Source organism: Cupriavidus sp. FW305-F7 (assembly GCF_058782875.1).
In genome coordinates this window covers 61,599-84,863 of sequence record NZ_JBYSYC010000013.1, presented here as the reverse complement: position 1 = coordinate 84,863, position 23,265 = coordinate 61,599, and the positions used below count along the sequence as shown (strand labels likewise).

Genomic DNA, 23,265 nt, shown 5'->3' with positions numbered 1-23,265 from the left:
GTCGGTGCCACTATCCTGCGATAGCTGCCGGAAACGACTAGTCCATATTAAGTCCGGGCACGGGGAGTTGCCAGGAAATCGGCCTGCCGCTGTCCGCCGAGCCCAGAGCTTGCCTGCCGGCCGCCATACGCTAGATTCGTAGTGGGGGGCATTGGAGAATGAGCAATGACCAACGATCTTCTTGTGGAACGCGTGGACGTGTGGGCGGCAACCATACCGGACCGGCCCGGCGGCCTCGCGGAGGTACTGGAGACCTTGCGCGATGCCGGCGCGGACCTGCAATTCGCGATTGCGCGCCGCACGCCGGAGGACCCCGGCAAGGGTGTCGTGTTCGTGACACCGCTGCAGAATGACAGGGAAATCCGTGCCGCTGCCCAGGTCGGCTTCAATGTCACGCACAGCCTACATTCGGTGCGTATCATGGGCGGGGACCGGCCCGGCATCGTGGCTGAGCTGACCCGCAAGCTTGCGCAAGGCGGAATCAACCTGCGCGGATTCTCTGCCTCTGTCATCGGAGTACAGTTTGTCGCGTACGTGTCGATGGACTCCCTCGACGATGCGAACAAGGCAATGGCTATCCTGGACAAGGGCTGAAGCTCGCCGCGGGGCGAAATACAGACAATCACAAACCGATGGCAATCTGGCCCGGCGGGACTCGCAGATCACGCCCGTAGCGGGCTCCTCGGCATGCGATGCCTTCGCGCCGGGGCCCGGCCATCTCCTATCATGGAATCACGCCTTGCCTCTTAACGAGCAGGCAGATGGGGCCCGGCGCGACCCGGCTGACTCATGTTGATGGCGTCTCCGACGACCTTCTCACGGCCGGTCGCGCCGTGGCGCTTCCTCCTTTGACGATCCTGGCGATTTGCGCCGAAGCCGCACGTCGCCGGCATGCATGTTGGGAGACTTCCATGGGCGACAACCAGCAACAAACTGTCCTCGCGCTCAACCAGCTGATCGAGGCTGGCAAGGACAGCGAACTGGCGTGCATGAGCGGCGCCAGCGAAGTGCACGATGCAGCGCTGCGCGACATTCTGACGAGCACCGCGGAATCGTACCGGGCGTCGGTGAAGGAATTGCAGTCGATGGTCAGCGCCATGGGCGGCGCGCCAACTGACCGGGGCAGCATGAATGGCATGCTGTTCCGCCGCTGGATGGCATTCCGCCACATGCTGTCGCCGAACAACGACGACACCGTGCTGGGAATGTGCGAGCACGAGGAAGATGCCGCCAGGCGCGAGTATCAGTCCGTCATGATGAAGCCGCTGCCACCAGAGGCCAGCGCGGCGCTTCAGCGCCAGTACGAGGCGTTGACGCAGCATCATGGCCGGATTCATGCCATGCGCGGGATGCAGATTCACTGAGGGTCCGGCTTGCGCGATGGGAGAAAGCAATGGCAACCTACGAGTTCAAGGACAAGGATCTCCAGTTCCTTGCCCAGGGCGCTGACTCCTGTTTCCCGTCCCCTGATGCTGCCTTCGTTGAGTGCGCGGACAGCCATCCGGCGTTCCTGGTGACATGGCCGGAGAGCGGACCGACGACGATGCAACTCAAGGTGCAGATTCGGGCAAGCCAGTACGCCAGTTACCTGACGGATCCGTTCAGGGGACGCGAAGTCCTGCGCAAGGCGGTGGAAGATCGCCTTGCGCTGATCCACACGGTGAAAAGCGGGCTTCTGGTCGCCCCCGACATCTAGGAACGGATGCCGAACAAGCCGTGCCAGAACGAATCGAAGGCGCCGGCGTGACGCCTGGGCGGCTTCGCCTCGTCGGGGTTTGAAGCCCCCGCCCCGGCGGGCGCCTGGGCGGCCTCGGTGTCCGGCGCGTGCGCGGCCCGCGCACTTGCCCGCCGCGACTCCTGCAGGGCCCATATGCTGTCCGCGATGCGTGCCGCCAGTTCCGCGTCGCAGTCCCGGCCGAGCAGCACGCCGAAGATAACGTCGCGGTTGTGGCCGTCGTCGGCAAAGCGCATCGCGATACCGAGCATTTTCTCGTAGTGTTCCTGCGCGATGCGCTGGCTCTCGCGTTGCGCCTCGCGCTCCTGTTCTTCCTGGGCCTCGCGCTCGGCCTGCCAGCGCCGCATCTCCCGCTCGAATACCTCGTCGTAGATCTGGCGCTGCCCGGCATCGGAAAGAATGGTGTAGGCGTCGCGGATTTCCTGGAATGCCGCATGCGCCTCAGCCTCGCGGCCAAGGTTGCGGTCGGGGTGCCACTTCATCGCGGCGCGGCGGTAGGCGCGCTTGATCTCGTCCAGGGTGGCGTCCGGTTGCACGCCGAGGGTCGTGTAGAGGGTGGTCATGGGCCGATTGGGCGTCTGTCTGCTGGGCGGCTGCCGGGCGGGCATTCATCCTAGCATGGGGTGACCCGAAGCCATGGCATGCGAGATCGATCCCGGCCCCTGGTTCATGGGCACGCAAGCGCCGCAGCAGCGTACAGGAGCAGCGCCACCAGCACCACCGCGGTGAATCCGACGTGGATCGCGACCAGCGTGGCAAGGACCGCCGCCACCACCGAGGCGCAGGCGTTGATGCCCCATGCCCAGGGCACCAGCGTTTCGTCGCGGGCCGCGACCCGGGCCAGGCCGAGCGGGAACGGCATTCCCATCAGGAACGCCAGCGGCGCGATCAGCAGCACGGAGACACCTATCCTGGCCGGGTCCGGCAACCCGATCAGCAGCCTGAACACCGTCGGCAGCGCCACCAGGTAGACCAGCGCGGCCACGCAGATGCCGCTGACGGCCAGCGCCGCCTGCCGCCTGCCGCGGTCATCGCCAGCGCGCGCGGGCATGCGCTGGGCGTATCGGCTGCCCAGTCCCGCAAAGCAGAGAAAGGCGCACAGCACCACCGCGACCGCATAGAGCGGGTGGCTCAGGAACAGGATGAATTTCTGGATAAAGGCGATCTCCACGAACATGAAGCCGAGGCCGACCGCCAGGAAGTAGAAGCCGGCTCGCCATTCGGGCAACCGTCGCACGGCAGCGCCATTGCCGCCAGGCCCCGCGGCGGGCTGCGGCCGGGGGCGCCGCCGCAGGATCCAGAGCGGGACCACGATCAGCAGCAAGGCCAGGGCGGTGGCCTGCAGCAGCGTGGCCACCAGCACCGGATAGCCCCATTCCAGCAAGGGCAGGCCGCCCTGCGCCTTGAGCGACAGCAGTTCAGGCAGCGTGCGCCATTTGAAGAAATGGAAGAAGTACGGCCTGTCGTCGGTGGCGGGCCGCACATCGAATTTGTAGCGGGACAGGAAGCGGCCGCGCTCGGGGCCGAGCAGGGCTTGCGCGGCGTCGAAGAAGTAGGGCTGATCCAGCACGTTGTAGCGATTCGCCTGGCCGGGCTGGATGCCGGGAAAGTACTCGACGTCGAAGGAACGGGCGCGGCAGAAGCCGACGACGGCGGCAAGGTCCGCGGCACTGAATTCCCCGTTCTTGACCACCAGCGTGGCCGTCTTCCAGCCACGGACCAGCGCCAGCCGCCGGGATGGCTCGGGCACGCCAGCGCCTTCCATGGCGGCCACGGCGGTGGCGAGCAGTTTGGGTATGTCGCGCGGCGGCAGCGTGACCCAGCGCGTGATCGCAAGCAGGCCGCCGGGCCGAAGATGGCGCAGGTAGCCCTGGAAGGCCTCCACGGTATAGAGATAGCTTTCGGAGAGCGCGTACAGTCCGGCCGATGAGGTGCTGAATGAATCCAGCAGGGCCACCTGGATGAGGTCGTAGCGTGCCGTGCTGGCCGCCAGGAATCCGCGCGCCTCGCCGGTAAAGACACGGACGCCGGCCGCACTGTACGGCTTTCCGGAAAACGCGGCGAAGCGGCCCTGCACCAGGTCGATCACCTGCGGATTCAATTCCACGGCATCGACCGCGCTGGCGTGGTGATAGACCGCCTGCAAGACGTCCGCCCCCGCACCGCTGCCCAGCACCAGCACCTTCGGATCGCGCAGCAGGTGGTAAGGCAGGGCAGAGGTGAGGTCGCCCAGGTAGGCCAGCGGTTCGCGCCGGCCGTCATAGCGGTTGAGCGCACTGAGCCCGTCGCCATCGGTAAACACGGCCAGTTGCGCTGGCGGCTCCTGGCTGGCATTCAGGCTCAGCCCAGGCGCGTGCCGCAACGGGATCGAAGGGCTCTCGACCACCGTGACCAGGCCAAGCGGACTGGAGCGCTGCGCCACCACGCGCGCGTTGCCGATGCGCAGGGCCTGGCTCAGCTCTTTGTACTCGGACGGCCGCAGCGCAATCCAGTCACCTGGCACGCCGGCCGGCACGATTGCCGCCAACAGCAGGAGCGCCGGCAGCCAGGGCCGATGCCAGCGGCATTCCACGCATGCCAGCGCCGCCGCCGCCATGCCTGCCGTACCGACCAGCCGCAGGGCGTCGACCGGGTGCAGCGCGAACAGCGCCACGATGATGCCCAGGCAGCCCAGCCCGGCGCCAAGGATATCGAAGCTGTAGATGCGGGGAACCTGCTCGGTGAAGCGGGAAAAGCTCAGGCAGATACTGGTGGCGGCGCAAAAGAACGGAACGAATAGCAGCAGGTAGATCAGCAACAGGCGCAGCGGCTGCGAAGGCTCCCACAGGATCTCCAGGGGATTGAACGCCACGTGCTGGGCCAGGGCGAAGCAGGCCATCGCGCTGACGCCGAACAGCAGGGCTCCGCCCGCGAACACGGGGACAAAATGGCGGAGCAGCGTTCGCTGCGCCAGCGCCACCAGCGCACCCGCCGCGCCATAGCCCAGCAGTGCCACGCTGATCATCATGTAGGCGAAGTGATGCCACTGGATGATGGAAAGCAGCCGCATCAGCAGGATCTCGTAGCCCAGCGCGGCGGCAGAGAGCAAGGCCAGGGCGAACAGCGGGGGACGTGGCATGGCGTCAGCTGGCAGGGCTGATGCCTCAGTGCTTGCCAACCAGCGGCACGAACCTGACCGGCAGGATCTGCCTGGTGGAAACGGTGCCGTCCGCGGACTTTTCTACCAGCAGCAGGTACTGCGTCAGGAACTGGGCGCCCACCGGGATCACCATGCGGCCGCCTGGCTTCAGTTGCCGGATCAGCGGCGGCGGCACATGGCTGGCCGCCGCGGTGACGACGATGGCGTCAAAGGGCGCGTGCTCGTCCCAGCCGTAGTAGCCGTCGCCCACCTTGCACGCCACCTGCCGGTAGGCCAGCCGCTTCAGGCGGTCGCAGGCCTGGCGTCCCAGTGGCTCGATGATCTCGATGGTGTAAACCGCGCGTGCCAGCCCGGTCAGCACCGCGGCCTGGTAGCCGGAGCCGGTGCCGATCTCCAGTACGGTGTCGCCAGGCTTGACCATCATCAGGTCGGTCATCAGGGCGACGATATACGGCTGCGAAATGGTCTGGCCATGGCCAATCGGCAGCGGCCGGTTCTCATAGGCGTGCTGCTTCTGCTCGTCCGGAACAAACTCGTGGCGAGGCACTTGGCCCATCACGGCCATGACGCGCGGGTCGATGGCATGCCTCCCGCTCTGGGCGGCGGCCGCTGCCGCGACCGCGGCGATCTCCCTGACCATGTCGGCGCGCTGTGGGGCAAGGGCGTCGTCGGCGGCGGTGGCCGAGCAGAACAAGGCCAGCGCGATGGTGGCAATCGGGATAGGGAAGGGTGGGCGGGGCGCTGACGGCTTCACGAGTGGGGCAGGCAAGGAGCCTACCGTCATCGTAGATCATCGGTCTGGCTGGCGCAGATAAGTGACAAAAGAGGCTCCTGCCAGTCGCTTCGCGCTAGTCCGCTACCCCGCGATTAGCTTGAGGCCGGCGGGCAGCGCCTCCCCAAACACCCGCCCCTCGTCCGCGGTATTGAGTTCCACCACTTCGCGCACCATGGCAATCCAGCTTGGCGGCGCGTTGGCGGCTTCCAGCCGGCGCACCACGGTTGCCCGGATCTCGTCAGGCAGGTCGCGGCTGCGATCGCCGGTCATGCGTGCGATCTGCACGGCGGCGAACGCGGCCGGTTCGACCTTTTTCCAGTCGAGGGCCAGGATCGCGTCCACCCATTGGGCGGCTGTCCCGGCCGGCACGACGCTGTGCGCGCTGCCGTAGAACGGCCGGCGCGCGCCGATGCGGCCCACGGCCCACCAGCCCTGGCTGTTTTCGGATGGCTTGCGCAGCCGGGCCAGCAGCCATTCGGCCAGCTCGATCTTGGCGTCGGCGGGAATGCGCTCGAGCGAGCCGGCAAGGCGCACCATATCGGCATAGCCGCCCCTGGCGGGCCCGGCGGGCTTCTTGTAGCGGGTGCTGCCGGGCGGCTGCAGGTAAAAGGCCATGTCTTCCAGCAGGCGCAGTTGCGCGCTTTCGTCCAGCCCGCCTGCCGCACGCCGCCACAGCGTCCACCACTCCGACCAGTTCTGGCTTTCGTTGACGTACTGGATGCCCTGGTCGTACTGCGACCAGAGCTGCTCGACGCGCCATTCGTCGAGCGGATAGCCGAACCCCGGGCGCACGCAATAGCCGGCCAGGTTCAGCCACAGGCGTTCATGATCGGCGGTGCGGCGCCGGCGCCGGGCGCGCTCCCAGAAGGCGCCGAACAGCTCGCGCAGCAGGGCGCTGTCCCATTGCTCGCGCGCACCCAGCAGCTGTTCCAGCTGCGCACGCAGCCGCTTGACTTCCTTGGGACCGACGTCCTGCGAGCGCGCGCCAAAGGTGCGGTCGATCGCCTCCAGGGCCTGCGGCAGGGACGGGTGTGCCGTATCGGGCGCCGGTGCTGCCGACCGGGTGTCGTTGCCGCGCAACTGGAATTCAAGGCGCCATCGCTGCGAGGCATCCGCAATATTGATGCAGTGGACCTCGAGCGTGCCGACCTCGGTCAGCGAGGTGGTGATCTGCACCGGCGTTTCCCGCGGGCCGCTGGCGCCGCGCGGCTGCACGACAGTCGCGATCGGTGGCAGGCGGACGAAGTCGCCGGTCGACAGGTCGGTCAGTTGACCGGGCTGATAGGCCGTGTCGGCGACGGAGGACACCAGGTGGAATTGCACCGGATGGCCGAGCCGCAAGGCGAAGGTGCGGTCGCTGAGGTGGATCTCGTGGCCTTCCTCAGTGCCGCGCGGCAGCAGGCAGATCCCTTGCTGCCCCGACGCGCCATCATCGAGAACCAGAAAGTAGCTGCGCGGCGAGCCACCGCCGATGCGCGGGGCCTGCCCGGCACGTGCCCGTGCATACGCGACCGCGCCCCGGGCCACGGCAACGTCGGGATTGTCGTTGTGCAGGACCTGCAGCGGCGCGCCGCGCCACGTGCCCAGCGTGTCAGCGATGCGGCCGGCCAGCGCCTGCGCCCGGAATACGCCGCCGTTGAGGAGCAGGGTGTCGGGCATCGGCAAGGCATCGGCCGGCGCCTGTGGTGCGTCCAGTGCCGCCCGCGACTGCGCAGCGTGCTGGCTCAGGAACGCCGCAACATGCCGGGTAACGGCGGGGTCGGACGCATATGGCAGGCCGAACTCGACAATCGCGCCCCGTGCGCGCCCCGGCCTTTCACTGGCCGGCACCTTGGGGAAGAAGCCGTCGACGACAAGCTGTTCGACCTCCTGCCGCGTCACTTCCACCGAGCGCGCGCCGCCGATCAGCCTGGCGCCCGCGCCCAGCAGCGTCACCGCGACCGAGTCCGGCGCCTGCGCGCCGAGCAGCTGTTCCTTGGCGGCACGGCAGCGCGCGACCAGCTGCGACAGGCCGGCTGCCGACAGCCGCGGCTGCGCGGCCCCGCCGGCCCCGAGGCGCGCCTCGACCAGATGTGCCAGGCCAAGATCCATGTTGTCGCCGCCGAGCATCAGGTGGTTGCCCACGCCGATGCGAGTCAGCTGCGGCTGCCCGTCCTGCATGTCCACCCGGATCAGGGTGAGGTCAGTGGTGCCGCCGCCCACATCGCAGATCAGCACCAGGCGGGTTTGCGCCAGGTCGGTGTCCAGGGTCTGGCGATGATGGAACAGCCAGTCGTAGAGCGCGGCTTGCGGCTCTTCGAGCAGGCGCAGGGCGGGCAGCCCGGCCAGGCGCGCCGCCTCCAGCGTCAGCGCGCGCGCCCCTTCGTCGAACGAGGCGGGCACGGTGAGGATCACGTCCTGGTCCTCGAGCCGGGCATCGGGAAAACGGTGGTTCCATGCCGCGCACACATAGCCCAGGTAGCTGGCGCTGGCGACCACCGGCGAGATCTTGTCGAGGTCGTCATCCCCGCCCCATGGCAGGATGGCCGCGGTGCGGTCGACCGAAGCATGCGACAGCCAGCTCTTTGCGCTGGCTACCAGCCTGCCGGGCACTTGCGCGCCGAGCGTGGCCGCCAGGCGGCCGAACACGGTCCGGCGCGCGGCGGCGCTGGCGGCGGATTGCCAGGGCAGTTGCAGGTCGTCGCCGCTGAGCTCGCCTGGTGTCGCGTGGTAGCGCACCGAGGGCAGCAGGGGACGGGCCGCGACCTCGCCCGGGCTGACCAGCTGGTCGATATCGAAGACGCGGATATCGTCGGATCCGGCCTTCGCGTAGGCGACGACGATGTTGCTGGTGCCGAGGTCGATGCCGACGACGTATTGCTTCGTCGCCGGCCCGGCCGCTTGCTCAGGCATCGGCGCTGCCGCGCACATCGAACTCGACCTTCCAGCGCTCAGCGCTGCCGCCGGGCACGGCTTCGAGTTCCAGGGTGCCGGCCTCGGTCACCCGCGCATGCAGCCTGACCGGTACCACTTCGCCTGCGGTGCGGCCTTCGGCTGGCAGGGTCGCCTGGATTTCTTCCAGCTCCTGCAATTCTTCCGGCCCCCAGTAGTCCAGCAGGGTGCCGACCTGGTCCTGGCGGCGCACCGACGAGCCAAAGAAGCGGAAGTGCACGGGTTCGCCCACCACCAGGCCGAATTCCTGCGGCGGCAGCGCGGCCTCGGTGCCTTCCTCCATGCCGAACGGCGCCACACACAGGGCCTGGATCGGCGGTTCGAAGCCGGGCACGGCGGGCATCGACGATTCCACGGCGATATAGTAGGCGCGCGCGGTGCCGCCACGAATCCGCACCCCCTTGCCACGCCGCACGTAGCCGTAATAGGCGGCGCCGCGTGCCACGGCCAGGTCCAGCTCCGCGCCGTCAAGCAGGCGGGCAGGGGCCGCGCCTTCCGCGGCGAGCCAGCCGTTGAGGGTCTGCAGGATGCGGTCCGCCAGCAGGCCGGACTTGAACACGCCGCCATTGAAGAGGACGGCGGTCGGGTGCAGGAAGGTCGCGCCTTCCGGCTGTGCGCCCTGCAAGCCTTCGATTTCGGCCAGCGCCGCCACCTGCCGCCCCAGGAACGCGGCCAGGTGCCGCGTGATGGCCGCATCCTGCGCATAGGGCAGACCAAGCTGCGTCAGGCCGGCGCGTGCCCGGCTCACCGGGCGGGCCGAGGCCTCGACTTGCGGGAAGAAGCCTTCCAGGATGGTCTGGGTCAGCTCGGCGCGGGTCAGGTCCGTGCGGATCGAGCCGCCGATCAGCTTCGAGCCGCGGCTGGGCACAACCAGGGGCACGGTATCGGTAGCCGGGTCGGTGAGCAGCGTTTCCTTGGCCGCGCGGCAGGCATAGGTCAGCGCGCGCAGTTGCCAGGGATCGGCCTGCGTGCCCTGGGCCGCCAGCTTGCGCGCCACCACGTGGGCCAGCGCCAGGTCCATGTTGTCGCCGCCGAGCAGGATATGGTCGCCGACCGCGATACGATGCAGCTCAAGGTTGCCTTCGCGCTCGATCACGGCGATCAGCGAAAGGTCGGTGGTGCCGCCACCCACATCGACGACGAGGATGATGTCGCCGACCTTTACCTGCTTGCGCCACTGGCCGCCGCTTTTCTGGATCCAGCTGTAGAGCGCGGCCTGGGGTTCCTCGAGCAGGGTCATGCGCGCATACCCGGCCGCGGCGGCCGCCTCGGCCGTCAGCTCCCGTGCGGCCGGGTCGAACGATGCGGGAATCGTCACGGTGACGTCCTGCTCGCCAAACGGCGCTTCGGGGTGGGTCTGGTCCCAGGCTTCACGCAGGTGCGTGAGATAGCGCACGGAAGCCTCCAGCGGCGACACGCGCGTCACCTCGGGCGGTGCGTCGTTGGGCAGGACCGGCGAGCGGCGGTCGATGCCGGGATGGCACAGCCAGCTCTTCGCGCTCGACACCAGGCGGATCGGCGTGGCCGCGCCGCGGCTGCGCGCCAGCTCGCCCACGGCGAAGTCGCGCCCGGCGTTCCACGGCAGCGCCAGGTCGCCCGGGGCGAGTTCGCTGGCGTGCGGCAGGTACAGGAAGGAGGGCAGCAGGTCCAGGTCTTCGATGGCCCCCGGCGCGGTCAGCTGCGTGATGGGCAGGACGCGCTGGCTGGTCTTCTCGCCATCGCTGGCGGCCAGGTCGACGTAGGAGACCGCGCTATGGGTGGTGCCCAGGTCGATGCCGATGGCATAGCGTGCTTCGCTCATCAAAGCTCCACCTCGGCGGGGGCAATCACGGTGGCGTCATGGCGTTCGGCCACACGCGGCAGGCGGACTTCCTCGACCTTCCAGCCGCGGTGGCTGATGCTGCCATGGAACGGCGCGCTGCCCACCACGTTGCCGGTCAGGCGGATGGCGGTGGCATCGAAGCCGTCGGCCAGCGTGACACGGCTGCCTTCGGCTTCCTCACGCACCGGCCGGATGGTGAAGTGCTCGCGCAGCACCCCGCGGCAGCCATCGTGCACCAGGCGGGCGGCGGCACCGATCTCCGTGTCGGAATAGCGCGCGATGTCTTCCTCGACGAAGTCGATGAAGCGTGCGTCGCGCTGGAGCAGTCCCAGCAACTGCAGCGCCGCCACCGGGCTGGCTTCCTTCAGCACGGGTGCGGCAGCTTCCACCACCGGGGCGGGTGCGGGTGCGGGTGCCGGTACAGGCGCCGGCGCCAATCCCTCACCGTCACGCAGGCGCCTGACGCCGGCTGCGAGTTCGCGGTTGCCAAGGACGGCGAAGAAGGTGCCCATGGCAAGCGAGACCCTGCCGAAGAAAGATAGGTTCGAGTCAGTCATCCGAAAGCTCCTGTCTGCTCTGTGTCAGTCGACCAAGCGGCTGTTGCCGGCAGGTGTCAGGCGTCACGCAGGTAAGTGATCAGCTGGTCTGCCCGGCTGGGATGCCTCAGCTTCTTCATTGCCTTGCTTTCAATCTGGCGGATCCGCTCGCGCGTGACATCGAACTGCTTGCCGACTTCTTCCAGCGTGTAGTCGGTGGACATGTCGATGCCAAAGCGCATCCGCAGCACCTTGGCTTCACGGGGCGTGAGCTCATCGAGCATCTCCCGCACGACGGCACGCAGGCCCGCCTGCAATGCGGCATCGGCGGGCGTGGCCGTGTCCGAGTCGGCAATCATGTCGCCCAGGCTGGTATCGCCGTCCTCGCCAACCGGGGTTTCCATCGAGACCGGTTCTTTCGCGATCTTCATGATCGAGCGAACCTTGTCTTCGGTCATCTCCAGGCGCTCGGCCAGCACCGCCGGATCGGGTTCCTTGCCGGTCTGCTGCATGATCTCGCGCGACAGGCGATTGAGCTTGTTGATCTGCTCGATCATGTGTACCGGGACGCGGATGGTGCGGGCCTGGTCGGCGATCGCCCGCGTGACGGCCTGGCGCACCCACCACGTCGCGTAGGTGGAGAATTTCCAGCCGCGGCGGTATTCGAACTTGTCGACCGCCTTCATCAGGCCGATGTTGCCTTCCTGGATCAGATCCAGGAACAGCATCCCGCGGTTGGTGTACTTCTTGGCAATCGAGATCACCAGCCGCAGGTTGGCCTGCGTCATCTCATGCTTGGCCTGGCGCATCTGCCGCTCGGCAGCCAGCATCTTGCGGTTGACGCCCTTCAGGTCGGGCAGCGACAGCGCCGCCCGGGCCTGGATGTCGATCAGCTTTTGCTGGTGCGCCTCGAGGTCCGGCAGGGCCCGCGCGACCGCCGCGCTGTACGGACGGGACTGGGCGACCAGCTCCTGCCCCCAGGCCAGGTTGGTTTCATTGCCGGGGAAGCGGGCAATGACCTCCTCACGCTCCATGCCGCAGCGCTCGACCAGCAGCTGTACCACCTGGCGCTCGACCGTGCGCACCTCGTCGACCATGGCCTGGACGTTGGCGCACAGGCGCTCGATGGTTTTCGCGGTAAAGCGGATCGTGCGCAGTTCTTCGCGCACCGCATCCCTTGCGGCCAGGAAGGCTGCCGAGCCCGCGCCATTTGCGGCGCTTTCCTGGCACATCAGCTCGAATTGCGCGGTGACGCGCCCGAACCGCTTCAGGCATTCCTCACGCAGCTGGGCCAGGGCCTTTTCGTTGCTTTGCTGGGTCGAGCCTTCGTCGTCGGAGTCTTCGGAATCGTCTTCGGCCTCGTCGGCACTATCGACGCTGTCGTCGGTCTCGTCAGCTGCCGCCGCCACGGCTGCTTCGGCAATACTCTCGTCGCTCAGGCCATCGACCAGGTCGTCGATGCTGATTTCATTGCTGGCGACCTTGGCCGACAGCTCGAGAATCGCGGCGATGGTGAACGGGCAGGCCGAGATGGCATGGACCATATTGTTCAGGCCTTCCTCGATCCGCTTGGCGATCTCGACTTCCTGCTTGCGCGTGAGTAGCGTTGCCGAGCTCATTTCGCGCATGTACATGCGCACCGGGTCGGTGGTCCGGCCGAACTCGGAGTCCACGGTCGCAAGCGCTACCTCGGCCTCCTCATCGGCCTGGTCGTCCGAGGCCACCACCGGGCCGTCGCTCAGGAGCAGCGTCTCGGCATCCGGCGTCTGCTCATAGATCTTCACGCCCATTTCAGCGAACGTGCTGACGATGCTCTCCATCGCCGCCGTGTCCGTGAAGTTCTCCGGCAGGTGGTCGCTGATATCTGCGTGGGTCAGGTAGCCGCGCTGCCTGCCCAGCTGGATCAGCGCACGCAATTGCTGGCTACGCGCGGCGGCTTCCGTCGATGGATCAGGCTGCGCCGTTGACCCTGCGCTGGTCTGGCCAAGGTCCTTGACTACGCCTGCTTCTCGTGTTTTAGCTGCCGTTCGTTGTGCGCCGCTTGTCATTTACTACTGTTTCCTTCGTGAATCGCGTTTCGACAGCAGCGCGCACGCTGTGCGTGCGCTATCGGGCCTGCTGTCAAGGCTCGTGAGGGTACCGGTGCGGCGCGGGCCGATATCGGACGCCGTGACCATTGGAATCGGGGAGGACGCGTATTCTACAGCCATTGCTGATTTGCAGCGCCAACTCGCCGTATCCGGGTGGGCCCGGTGCAGGTTTGAGGGTGGCCGGTGCGTCACAGCTAGCGCGTGCTTTGCGTTCGCGCGTTGCCGTCCTACAACTGGAAGTGTGGGCCGGAAGCCACCGGGCAGCACCGGTCAAGGAGGAGCATCATGTGCCGCTGGCTGGCTTATTCGGGCAAATCCGTTCCGCTGGAAACGGTGCTGTTCCAGCCGGAACACTCGCTGATCGACCAGAGCCTGAATTCGCGGCTGGGTCATACCACGACCAATGGGGATGGGTTCGGCGTCGGGTGGTACGGACGTCACTCGGAGGTGCCGTTCCGCTACCGCTGCCTGCACCCGGCCTGGAGCGACACCAACCTGCGCGAGACGGCGCGGGCGGTGAGGGCGCCGCTTTTCGTTGCGCACGTGCGCGCAGCCACCGGCACCCCGACGCAGGAGACCAATTGCCATCCGTTCCGCTTCGGCCGCTGGCTGTTCGTTCACAACGGCCTGATCCGCGACTATCCCCTGGTGCGGCGCGACCTGATGATGGCCGTGGCGCCGCACCTGTTCCGCTGGATCGAGGGATCGACCGATTCCGAGGTGATGTTCTTCCTGGCCCTGAGTTTCGGCCTGGAGCGCGACCCGGGCGGCGCGCTGGAACAGATGGCCGGCCTGATCGAGGACGTTGGCCACCGCTACGACGTGCAATTTCCGCTCAACATGACCGTTTGCGTGACCGACGGCCAGCAGATCGTGGCGGTGCGCTATTCGAGCGAGGCGGCCTCGCGCTCACTGTTCCACAGCACCTCGTTCCGGCAATTGCGCGCGCTTTACCCGGACGATCCGCGCATCATCGCCGCCGGCGACAATGCCTTCCTGGTACTGTCCGAGCCGCTGATCGAGGTGCAGGGGGTATGGGAGGAGATTCCTGAGGCGACCATCCTGGTGGCCCGGGGTGGCGAGATCGAGCGCAGCTGCTTCGTGCCGCGGCTGCCTTCCCAGTCGGCCTGAGGGCATAAGGGCGTAAGGGAGCGCGGCAGGATCCGGCTCTCCGCAGGATAAGTTGTCCTTACTCGTGACCGCTCACGGCCTTCTTGGTCGCGTGATAGCCCTGTTTGGTGGTATCGGCAATCGCATGGCCGGCCGCCTTTGCGCCGCGGCCAATGGCATGCGCGCCGTCGCGCACCGCATGCCCGGCCTGCTTGCCAGCCGACTTGACGCCGTTCTTGAACCCGCGCGCGTCCTCGGCCACGCTCGCGTGCGCCATCGGGGTGGCCAGGGTCACCAATACGAATGCAATGATCGAGGCTCTTGCCTTCATCGTGACAACCTCTTCGATTCTGACTGAACCGGGGTCGGGGCCTGAAAGTGATCCCGACGTGGTTCCCATGACTATATTCTAGCCGTGCCCGTGTCTGTCCCCCGAAGCGTCTGCTCGCCGGGCCGCGCCGGCCTGGGGGAATCAGTTCCGGTCCGCGATGGACAGGCTGACCGGCGCCGCAGGCAGCCCGGCGCTCATTTCGCCGTAGTGGGCCGATGCTGACCGCCTGTGATCGATCAGCAGGACCGCGCCCATGCCAATCACGGCCGGAATGGCGATCGCGATGAAGTTCTGCTGCAGCGGGAGCTCCATGGCGACGAGTACCCCGATGACGATTGGCGCGAGGATCGCCCCGCTGCGGCCGATGCCCAGGGCCCATCCAAGACCGGTGGAGCGGATGGCGGTCGGGTAGAACTGCCCGGTGTAGGCATTGGCGACGATCTGCGTGCCGATCGTCGACGCACCGGCCAAGCCCACCACGACGAATAGCAGCTCAGTCGGCATCCTGAATCCGAGCAGCGTGATCGAAACCGCGGCCAGCGCGTACATGGCGGCGAGCACGTACTTGATGTGGTATCGGTCGGCGAGCCAGCCGCCACCCACGGCGCCGATCATCGCGCCGAGGTTGAGGACCAGCACGAACGTCAGCGCGGAACCCAGGCTGTAACCGGCGCCCGCCATCAGCCTGGTCAGCCATGAACTGAGCGCGTACACCATGAACAGGCACATGAAGAACGCGATCCAGAACATGATGGTGCTGAAGCCACGGCCCTCGTGGAACAGGTGCCGGATCGGTGCGCTGGCCGCCTTGTCCTGCGCCGGCACGGCGAAGCGGTCGGTGGCCGACCACCGTTGCTCCGGTGCAAGCTTGGAGACGATGCGCCGCAACGCTTCGTCATCGCCCCTGGCCAGCAGGAAGGGCATCGATTCGGGCAGCGACCTGAGAATGACAGGAATGAGGAGCACAGGCAGGCCGGCCGCCAGGAAAACCGACTGCCAGCCGTAGGCCTCGATCAGGCTCTTGCCGAGGAGCGCCGCCAGGATCCCGCCCACGGCATAGCCGCTGAACATCACGGTGACCAGGGTCGCCCGGATCTTCTTCGGCGCGTACTCGGTCATTTGCGCGACCACATTCGGCATCACGCCACCGATGCCGAGCCCGGCCAGGAAGCGGGCCATGCTGAACAGCAGCGGGTCCTTGACCAGTCCGGCCGCGGCGGTGAAGACGCTGAACAGGGCCACGCATATCGCGATTGTCCAGCGGCGGCCGATCCTGTCTGCAATGGTGCCGAGGAAGATCGCGCCAAATACCATGCCGAACAGCGCGGAACTGACCATGAGCCCCGCCTGGGTCGGGGCGACGCCAAGGTCCTTCATGATCGAAGGCAGCGCGATACCCACGACCGCGAGGTCATAGCCGTCGAAGATGATGATGAGTGCGCACCAGAACAGCACGAGCGCATGGAAGCGGTTGAAGCGGGCGGCGTCGGCCAGCTTGTGGATATCGATTTGCTGCATGAGGGCTTGTCTCCGGTCGGTCTGTTCTTATGGTTGGGCTTACTGCCTGGACATCGGCACGCTCGGGTCGGCAAGGCGGCTGGCATCGACCGGCTTGCACAGCTCGATGTGGCGGCGCGCGAAGCGCAGGTCGCGCGCGGCGTTGGACCCGAGCGCGGCCTTGACCACATCGCCGTCGAGGTAGAACAGCACGAAGCTGTCCGCGCCGGGCGTGCCGCGTGCCACCACGCGGTGCGAGGGAAGGGGGATGCCATGGATCTGCAGGTTCATGCCGTACTGGTCTGACCAGAACCACGGCAGCGGCTGATAGTCGACCGCGAGACCGAGCGCCGCGCGCGCGGCGGCAATGCCCTGTTCCTGGGCGTTCTGCCAGGATTCCAGCCGCAGGCGCCGGCCGGCCCACGGGTTGGGCGTGACCGCGACGTCGCCCGCGGCGAAGATGTCGGGGTCGGAGGTGCGGCAACCTGCGTCGACGACCACGCCGCCGTCGCACTCCAACCCGGCTTCCCGGGCAAGCTCGTCGTTCGGCACGAGACCGACACCCGCAACGATGGCGTGGCAAGCCAGCGTGCTGCCATCGGCCAGCGTCACGACGGACCGGCCGCCGGTACCGGGGGCGATGCCGGCGATGTTGGCGCCGAGCATGACACGGGTGCCATGCGAGGCATGCAGCCCGAGCAGGTGTTCAGAGACTTCCGGCGGCACGGTGCGCTCGCACAGCCGGCTCTGCGCTTCGAGCACGGTCACGTCGGCACCTTTGCGGCGCGCCGTGGCCGCGACTTCGAGTCCGATCCAGCCACCGCCGATCACCACGATGCTGCGCTCGGGCCGCAACGCCGGTGCCAGGGCCAGGGCATCGCCAATCGTGCGCAATGTATGCACGGCAGCCGTGTCGACGCCCGGGACGGTGAGCGCGCGGGCCCTGCCGCCGGTGCACAGGATCAGCTTGTCGTAAGACAGCAGCTCTCCATTGGCTGTCTCCAGGCGCTTGGCGGCCCGGTCTATGCGGGTGACCCGCGTGTCCAGCCACCACTCCAGCCCAAGCGCTGCGAACGCCTCGGGCTTGAGCAGCCACGTGCTGGCGGGCGCGGCCTCGCCGGCCAGCACGGCCTTGGACAAGGGCGGCCGCTCATGCGGTGGATGGGCCTCGTCGCCGATCAGCACGAGCCGGCCGGTGAAGCCCTCGTTGCGCAGCGTCTGGGCGGCCCAGCCGCCAGCCTGGCCGGCACCGATGATGACGATGGTGGCGGTTGGCGCTAGGGCAGTCGCGGTGTCTGAGCGCTTGGAATCCATGCCTGTCTCCTCTGGTTGGTGACGCGGCCTCTCAGCCGAGGTCGAGGTACACCTTGTCGCCGTCGATCCGAACCGGGTAGGTACGAATGTTCTCGGTCAGCGGGGCGCACTTCGCAGCGCCGCTGCGGATATCGAACCTGCCCTGGTGGAGCGGGCACTCGATCTCATGTCCCTCCAGGAAGCCTTCGCACAGGCGCGCATGGCCATGCGTGCAGATGTTGTCGGTCGCGTAGACGTCGCCGTCCACGCCGTACAAGGCGATCTCCTGGCCTTGCACGGCCACGGCGATGACATCGTCCTGCGGGACGTCGGACAGCAGCGCTGCCTCGATCCAGCTTTCGGTCATGAATGACTCCTGATAGAGACTAGATTGGGTAGATCAGCGAGTTGGGGATCATCTCGCTATCGAATACGCAGATGCGCGAGGCGAAGCGCAAGCCCGCCGGCGTCCGGACGATGATGTCGAGGTAGCGGCCTACGTTGTAGACATCGGTCATCTGGTCCGGCTTGGTGCGCAGCACCGCGTAGTTGGTCTCGGCCACGACCCTGTCGCCGTCGGCCTCCCTGATCAGTGGCGCGCCGACGATGTGGCGCTGGTAGTAGGGATCGTGGAACAGGGTGTCGCGAATACCGTAGATGCGGTCCTTGAGCATGCCCTTGCTTTCGAGCGAGAGCGTCGCCAGCGGCAAGCCACGCTCGTGGTTCTCGCGGGGCTGGACCCGGTAGAGGCAGTCTTCGGTGAAGAACTCGGGCCAGCGGTCCCAGTCGCCGTTGTCCACGGCGCTGGTGTAGTCGGCGAGCAGGGAGAGCAGGGCGTAGTAGTCAGTGAAGTTCATGGCATCAGACCTCCGTCACCTTGCGCCAGTAGGCGTACATGCCGCGGATCAGGGTCTCGGTCACCATGTGGTCCGTGTTCTCCGCGGTCTTGCCGCCCAGTTCGGCGAGCACGCGATGCCAGGGCTTCTGGGAGAAGCCTTCCTGCGAGCATTCGATGGCTTCGCCGTCGTCGGCCGACACGAAGCCGGCGGGGCCGAAGAGATTCGCCTGGCGCAGGCGGCGCCGCGTCATCTCCTCGGTGTCGTCCTCGAAGCCGAAATGCGTCCAGACGAAATCGAAGGAATCCGGCCCATGGGGCTGGATATGGCGCGTGGACACCGAGTTGACCTGCTGCTGGAAGATCACGCTCGGGAACACCGTCATCATCACGGCGGTCGGCTCTCCCCACCACGGCTCGTGGACGATGTCGAGGATGCGGTCGTCGTGCAGCGCCATCTGGTCCTTGAAGCTGGACACACCGGAGGTCACGTCGCTCTTGCCGCCCTGGCCGCGGGTCGACACCATCGCGGCATGCCGGAAGTGCGGGTCCATCACGAGGCGTGCCTTGTTGTCGGCGCGCCAGAGGCCGAATGTGACAAACCAGGTATGCAGCAGGCCGGGGTGGTAGGGGTCCTTGATGTTCTCCTGCATGAGCTTCCAGTTGCCCGGAATGCGCTGCTTGTTGTAGCCGAGGACCTTCAGCTTGCGGCCATTGAAGAGCCGGTCGAAGTAGCCGAGGATGTCCGGCCCGAGGTATTCCTCGAGTGAGGGAGCCTCATGGTCGAACGAGGCAAACACGACCCCACCACGCGTCGCGACCTTCAGTTGCGTGAGCCCGTGCTCCTGCGGCTTGAAGTCGGCGGGCATGCCGCCGTTGACCTTGCCGTCCTGCTTGACCCCGCGACGCAGGGGCACGCCTTGCAGGTTGCCCTTCAGGTCATAGTTCCATTGGTGGTAGGGGCAATGGAAATCCTTGCGGTTGCCGCTGCGCTCCCGGCAGAACTTCATGCCGCGATGGGCGCACACGTTTTCGACGACGTTGATCTCGCCGTCCTGGTCGCGCACCAGGATCACGGAGCGCTCGCCAAGCGTGGTGCGCTTGAAATCGCCGGGATTCGGGATCTCCGCCTCGAGCCCGACGTAGTTCCAGTGACCGCGGTAGAAGCAGCGTTCGAGTTCACGCTGGTATAGCTGCGCATCCGTATACACGCGGAACGGGATGCGGCTGATGCTGTCGTCGGCCCAGACCGGGCCGGCTTGTTGGGAGTCGATTGCCATGCTTGTCTCCGGCTATGTCTCTTCGTCTGGGAAGGATCATGGTGCACGGAGGAAAATTAACCAATAGAATCCTGGCTATAGTAAATATTCACCAAATCAATAAGAGGCGGCGCGATGGAGCTCAAGGACGTCGATCTGAACCTGCTGGTCGTGTTCGATAACCTGCTGCGGCAGGGCACCGTTTCCGGTGCCGCTAAGACCCTGAATCTCAGCCAGCCCGCGGTCAGCAACGCGCTGGCCCGCTTGCGCACCTTGTTCGGTGACCCGCTGTTTGTGCGAAGCAGCAAGGGCATGCTGCCGACACCCCTTGCAGAGGAACTGGCGGAACCGGTTGCCTATGCGCTGGAGTCGCTGCAGGCGGCGCTCAGCCACAAGGTGTCGTTCGATCCGCTGCGCAGCGCGCGCGCCTTCCGCATCGCCATGACGGATATCGGCGAGGTGTACTTCATCCCGCCGTTGATGGGCGCGCTTGGCGATCGCGCCCCGGGCGTCACGGTGACGACCGTGCGCAATACGGCAGTGGACCTGGCGGCGGAGATGAGCCAGGGAAAGATCGACCTGGCGGTTGGCCATCTTCCTGAACTCGGCACTGCGTTCTTTCAGCGGCGGCTATTTCGCCAGCAATACGTTTGCCTGTTCCGGCCCGGTCATGCCATGGACAAGAAGACGGTCAGCATGCGCGACTTCGAAGCGGCAGAGCACATCGTGGTCACGGCGGCGGGGACGGGGCATGCCCGGGTCGACGAGATCCTCGCCCAGCACGGCGTGCAGCGGAAGATCCGGCTGCGTGTCCCCCATTTCGTCGCACTGGCGGACATCATTGCCACCACCGACCTGGTAGCCACGGTGACCTGGACGTTTGCGGAGCGATGCGCCAAGTACTTCGGGCTCAGGTACGTCAAGCATCCGTTCGCGTTGCCGGAAATCCAGATCAACCTGTTCTGGCATGCCCGGTATCATCGCGATCCGGCGAATCAGTGGCTGCGCGACCAGTTCGTCGGCTTGTTTTCGGATTAGGCAATGGTCCCGGCCTGGCGCGCCTGCCTTGCCACCGATGTACTGTGATCCGTCTGGCGCTCCCGATGCTATTCCGGTCTCCGTAAGGATTGCCCTCGCACCTTAATTGATGCTCATTGTCCGCCACCTTATTCTTGGCTCAAAAGCAAGACTCAAAAATGGCGCCGACTTGAAGCATTCAAGCGAGGCCTTATCCACAAGGAGACGCATGTGACGGCCTACCCCTTCCACACCTTGCCGTAGCGGCGCATCACCTTCGGCAGTTCCAGCCGAAAACCAATCCCACGCAATTCCTACCAAGCGATGGGCGCCCCGGCGCGCCTGCCGCGACGGAGCCGCTATGTCGCAACACCTGATTTCCATCTCTGTCCTGGGGCTGATGTTCGTCATCGCCACGGTCCTGCCCATCAACATGGGCGCGCTGGCCTTTGTCGGCGCGTTCCTGGTCGGCACCCTGGTTGCCGCCATGCCGGCCAAGGCTATCCTGGCCGGCTTCCCCGCCGACCTGTTCCTGACGCTGGTCGGCATCACATACCTGTTCGCCGTGGCGCAGAACAACGGCACCATCGACTGGCTGGTGCGGCTTGCGGTGCGCGCCGTGGGCGGCCGGATCGCGGCGATCCCGTGGATCATGTTCATGATCGCGGCGGTGCTGACCTCGGTCGGCGCGGTCAGCCCGGCAGCGGTGGCAATCATCGCGCCGATCGCGCTGGGCTTTGCCGCGCGCTACGGCATCAACCCGCTGCTGATGGGCCTGATGGTGATCCACGGTGCGCAGGGCGGCGGCTTCTCGCCGATCAGCATCTATGGCGGCATCACCAACAAGATCGTGCAGAAGGCGGGGCTGCCGCTGAACGAGATGGCGACGGCCTTTGCCAGCCTGGGTGTCAACCTTGCCGTGGCCGCGGGACTGTTCGTCGCATTCGGCGGCCTGCGCCTGATGCGGCAAGCGGCGCCGGCGGCGGCAGCGCCGCAGGTGGTCGCCGACGGTGTGCTGGCCATGGGCCAACCCTTCGGTGCACACACCGTGCCGGCACAGGGCGCGCAGATCTATGGCGATGCCGAGGCCGAGGCCGGCATGGAAGAGCGGAAGACGATGGCGCGCGACCGCGGATCGATGCTCGAGGGCGATGCCGCCAGCACCGCCGAGGCGCCGGCCGGCCTCTACCAGTACCTGACCGTGGCCGGCCTGGTGGCACTGGCCGTCCTCACGCTCTACTTCAAGCTCGATATCGGCTTCGTTTCGCTGACCATCGCGCTGTTGCTCACGCTGATGGCACCGGAGCTGCAGAAGCGCGCGCTGGGCCAGGTGTCGTGGCCCGAGATCATGCTGATCGTCGGCGTCAGCACCTTTGTGGGCGTGATGGACAAGATGGGCACAATCGATTTCGTCGGCCATAGCGTGGCCCACCTGACCTCGCCGCTGATGGCGGCGCTGCTGCTGTGCTTTGTGGGTGCGGTGGTGTCGGCGTTTGCATCGTCAACCGCGGTGCTCGGCTCGCTGATCCCGCTTGCCGTGCCGTTCCTGCAGCAAGGCTCCGACGTCAGCGCGATCGGCTTTATCGCGGCGATGGCGGTGTCTTCGACGATCGTGGATGTGAGCCCGTTTTCGACCAACGGTGCGCTGGTACTGGCCAACGCACAGGGCGTGGACCGGCAGGCCTTCTTCCGCAAGCTGATGGTCTATGGCGCGCTGGTGACCGTGATTGCGCCGGTCGTGCTGTGGTTTATCTTCGTTGTGCTCTGAATTCCGGTCGCGATCGCTCGGCCAAGCCAGTTAGTCCACTAACCATGCGAACTGGCCGCCACGCGGCTAAGATAGGAGGCCGCCCCCACACCCGAGCCCAGAACCATGAGAATCCGCATTGGCGAAGAGATCACCTTCCGCAAACTCGAAGCCCTGCTGGCGTTCATGGAATCCGGCAACCTGGCCAAGGCGGCCGAGATCCTGGACACCAGCACGGTCAGCGTGCACCGTGCGCTGCATTCGCTGGAAGAGGGCACGAGCTGCGCGCTGTTCCGGCATGAGGGCCGCAACCTGATCCCGACCGATGCGGCCTATGTGCTGGCGGATACGGCAAGGGAAGTGCTCAAGGCCATGGCCGACGGCATCCGCGCCACGCGCGAGGCCGCCGGCTATTCGGCCGACCAGCTCAAGATCGGCTCGCTCTACTCGCTGACGGTCCAGACCGTGCCCAGGATCGTGATCGGGCTTAAGCTGCGGCGCCCGGAAATGCAGACTGAACTGGTGCTGGGCTCCAATGCGGACCTTCTGCACAAACTCAAGCAGGGCTCGATCGATGCCGCGTTGATGGCCGTGCCCGAGCCCGATCCGGAGATCGAGTCGATCCCGCTGTTCGAGGACGATATCTTCTTTGCGGCGCCTGCCGACTCGCCCTACGCCTCGATGCCGGCGGTCGACCTGCGAGCCTGCCGCGACGAGCCATTTGTGGCATTGAGCGAGGGCTTCGTCACCTATCACGGCTTTGTCGAGGCCTTCCGCATTGCCCAATTCACGCCAAACGTGGTGATGAAAGTCGGCGATATCTTCTCATTGATGAACCTGGTGGGTGGTGGCATCGGCTACACGCTTTTGCCGGGGCGGGTGAAAGGGGTGTATTCGCGCAACGTGGCGTTCGTGCCACTGGCCGGCGAATACGACATCAAGCAGACCATCGGCCTGAGCTTCCTGCGCCGCCGCGAGCGCGATCCCAACCTGCTGGCGCTGGCCGCGGTGTGCCGCATGGCCATGCGCGACGCGGAGCCATAGGACGCCGAGGCTGGGTCCGGCCGCGCTTCAGGCCTTGCTTCCGGCCAGCGTAATGGTTCTCCGCCCAACGTGATTGTTCGGTGAGCGCCGCCTGTTTAAGGTGG

At 66.5% G+C, this 23,265-nt stretch carries 20 protein-coding genes; 7 read left to right on the top strand and 13 right to left on the bottom strand.

Annotated elements, in window-relative coordinates; genetic code table 11:
• The first annotated feature begins 165 nt into the window (after positions 1–165).
• The 3 genes from AC3WL8_RS14480 (at position 166) to AC3WL8_RS14470 (ending at position 1,696) form a co-directional block, all read left to right on the top strand.
• Positions 166–594, top strand: coding sequence for an ACT domain-containing protein (locus AC3WL8_RS14480; protein WP_492378371.1), 429 nt, complete (start codon positions 166–168; stop codon positions 592–594).
• Positions 595–911: 317 nt separating this feature from the next.
• A complete protein-coding gene (locus AC3WL8_RS14475) occupies positions 912–1,364 on the top strand; it encodes a PA2169 family four-helix-bundle protein (protein ID WP_013956602.1) in 453 nt (150 codons plus the stop codon).
• Between the two features lie 29 nt (positions 1,365–1,393).
• Positions 1,394–1,696 carry a hypothetical protein gene (locus AC3WL8_RS14470; RefSeq protein WP_013956603.1) on the top strand — a complete coding sequence of 101 codons (303 nt, stop codon included), beginning with the start codon at positions 1,394–1,396 and terminating at the stop codon, positions 1,694–1,696.
• Here the strand turns inward: AC3WL8_RS14470 and AC3WL8_RS14465 are convergent.
• The 7 genes from AC3WL8_RS14465 to rpoD all read right to left on the bottom strand — a co-directional run bounded on the left by AC3WL8_RS14465 (position 1,693) and on the right by rpoD (position 12,986).
• Complete coding sequence (locus tag AC3WL8_RS14465; protein ID WP_041227895.1) at positions 1,693–2,298, bottom strand: J domain-containing protein; 606 nt, start codon at positions 2,296–2,298, stop codon at positions 1,693–1,695. The genes AC3WL8_RS14470 and AC3WL8_RS14465 overlap by 4 nt on opposite strands.
• A gap of 104 nt (positions 2,299–2,402) precedes the next feature.
• Complete coding sequence (locus AC3WL8_RS14460; RefSeq protein WP_013956605.1) at positions 2,403–4,853, bottom strand: spermine/spermidine synthase domain-containing protein; 2,451 nt, start codon at positions 4,851–4,853, stop codon at positions 2,403–2,405.
• Positions 4,854–4,878: 25 nt separating this feature from the next.
• Positions 4,879–5,658, bottom strand: coding sequence for a protein-L-isoaspartate(D-aspartate) O-methyltransferase (locus tag AC3WL8_RS14455; RefSeq protein ID WP_013956606.1), 780 nt, complete (start codon positions 5,656–5,658; stop codon positions 4,879–4,881).
• A 72-nt stretch (positions 5,659–5,730) separates the two neighbouring features.
• The gene (locus AC3WL8_RS14450) at positions 5,731–8,559 is read right to left on the bottom strand and encodes an Hsp70 family protein (protein ID WP_492378370.1); all 2,829 of its coding nucleotides are present in this window, start codon (positions 8,557–8,559) and stop codon (positions 5,731–5,733) included.
• Positions 8,534–10,381, bottom strand: a complete 1,848-nt coding sequence (locus tag AC3WL8_RS14445; RefSeq protein ID WP_492378369.1) for an Hsp70 family protein — start codon at positions 10,379–10,381, stop codon at positions 8,534–8,536. Before AC3WL8_RS14445 ends, AC3WL8_RS14450 begins: the two co-directional genes overlap by 26 nt.
• Positions 10,381–10,959, bottom strand: a complete 579-nt coding sequence (locus AC3WL8_RS14440; RefSeq protein ID WP_153954807.1) for a DUF2760 domain-containing protein — start codon at positions 10,957–10,959, stop codon at positions 10,381–10,383. The genes AC3WL8_RS14445 and AC3WL8_RS14440 overlap by 1 nt, the downstream gene beginning before the upstream one ends.
• A gap of 56 nt (positions 10,960–11,015) precedes the next feature.
• Positions 11,016–12,986 (bottom strand): RNA polymerase sigma factor RpoD, encoded by a 1,971-nt coding sequence (rpoD, locus tag AC3WL8_RS14435; RefSeq protein WP_153954806.1) that lies wholly within the window; start codon positions 12,984–12,986, stop codon positions 11,016–11,018.
• Positions 12,987–13,313: 327 nt separating this feature from the next.
• Here rpoD and AC3WL8_RS14430 point away from each other — a divergent pair, with 327 nt between their 5' ends.
• A complete protein-coding gene (locus AC3WL8_RS14430) occupies positions 13,314–14,159 on the top strand; it encodes a class II glutamine amidotransferase (protein WP_013956611.1) in 846 nt (281 codons plus the stop codon).
• 58 nt (positions 14,160–14,217) lie between these two features.
• Here the strand turns inward: AC3WL8_RS14430 and AC3WL8_RS14425 are convergent, their stop codons facing one another.
• From AC3WL8_RS14425 to AC3WL8_RS14400, 6 genes are all read right to left on the bottom strand, one after another.
• Positions 14,218–14,469: a hypothetical protein gene (locus AC3WL8_RS14425; protein WP_013956612.1), complete on the bottom strand. Its 252-nt coding sequence runs from the start codon at positions 14,467–14,469 to the stop codon at positions 14,218–14,220.
• 141 nt (positions 14,470–14,610) lie between these two features.
• Entirely contained in the window at positions 14,611–15,987 is a 1,377-nt protein-coding gene (locus AC3WL8_RS14420) for an MFS transporter (protein ID WP_153954805.1), read from the bottom strand.
• 39 nt (positions 15,988–16,026) lie between these two features.
• Complete coding sequence (locus tag AC3WL8_RS14415; RefSeq protein ID WP_153954804.1) at positions 16,027–17,280, bottom strand: NAD(P)/FAD-dependent oxidoreductase; 1,254 nt, start codon at positions 17,278–17,280, stop codon at positions 16,027–16,029.
• Positions 17,281–17,311: 31 nt separating this feature from the next.
• A complete protein-coding gene (locus AC3WL8_RS14410) occupies positions 17,312–17,626 on the bottom strand; it encodes a non-heme iron oxygenase ferredoxin subunit (protein WP_013956615.1) in 315 nt (104 codons plus the stop codon).
• A gap of 19 nt (positions 17,627–17,645) precedes the next feature.
• On the bottom strand, positions 17,646–18,116 hold the full coding sequence (locus AC3WL8_RS14405; RefSeq protein ID WP_013956616.1) for an aromatic-ring-hydroxylating dioxygenase subunit beta: 471 nt from the start codon (positions 18,114–18,116) through the stop codon (positions 17,646–17,648).
• A gap of 4 nt (positions 18,117–18,120) precedes the next feature.
• Positions 18,121–19,374, bottom strand: a complete 1,254-nt coding sequence (locus tag AC3WL8_RS14400; RefSeq protein ID WP_492378368.1) for an aromatic ring-hydroxylating dioxygenase subunit alpha — start codon at positions 19,372–19,374, stop codon at positions 18,121–18,123.
• Between the two features lie 114 nt (positions 19,375–19,488).
• Here AC3WL8_RS14400 and AC3WL8_RS14395 point away from each other — a divergent pair, with 114 nt between their 5' ends.
• From AC3WL8_RS14395 to AC3WL8_RS14385, 3 genes are all read left to right on the top strand, one after another.
• Positions 19,489–20,391, top strand: coding sequence for a LysR family transcriptional regulator (locus AC3WL8_RS14395; RefSeq protein ID WP_013956618.1), 903 nt, complete (start codon positions 19,489–19,491; stop codon positions 20,389–20,391).
• A 340-nt stretch (positions 20,392–20,731) separates the two neighbouring features.
• Positions 20,732–22,138, top strand: coding sequence for an SLC13 family permease (locus AC3WL8_RS14390; RefSeq protein WP_211980995.1), 1,407 nt, complete (start codon positions 20,732–20,734; stop codon positions 22,136–22,138).
• A gap of 105 nt (positions 22,139–22,243) precedes the next feature.
• On the top strand, positions 22,244–23,161 hold the full coding sequence (locus AC3WL8_RS14385; protein WP_013956620.1) for a LysR family transcriptional regulator: 918 nt from the start codon (positions 22,244–22,246) through the stop codon (positions 23,159–23,161).
• Positions 23,162–23,265 lie beyond the last annotated feature (104 nt).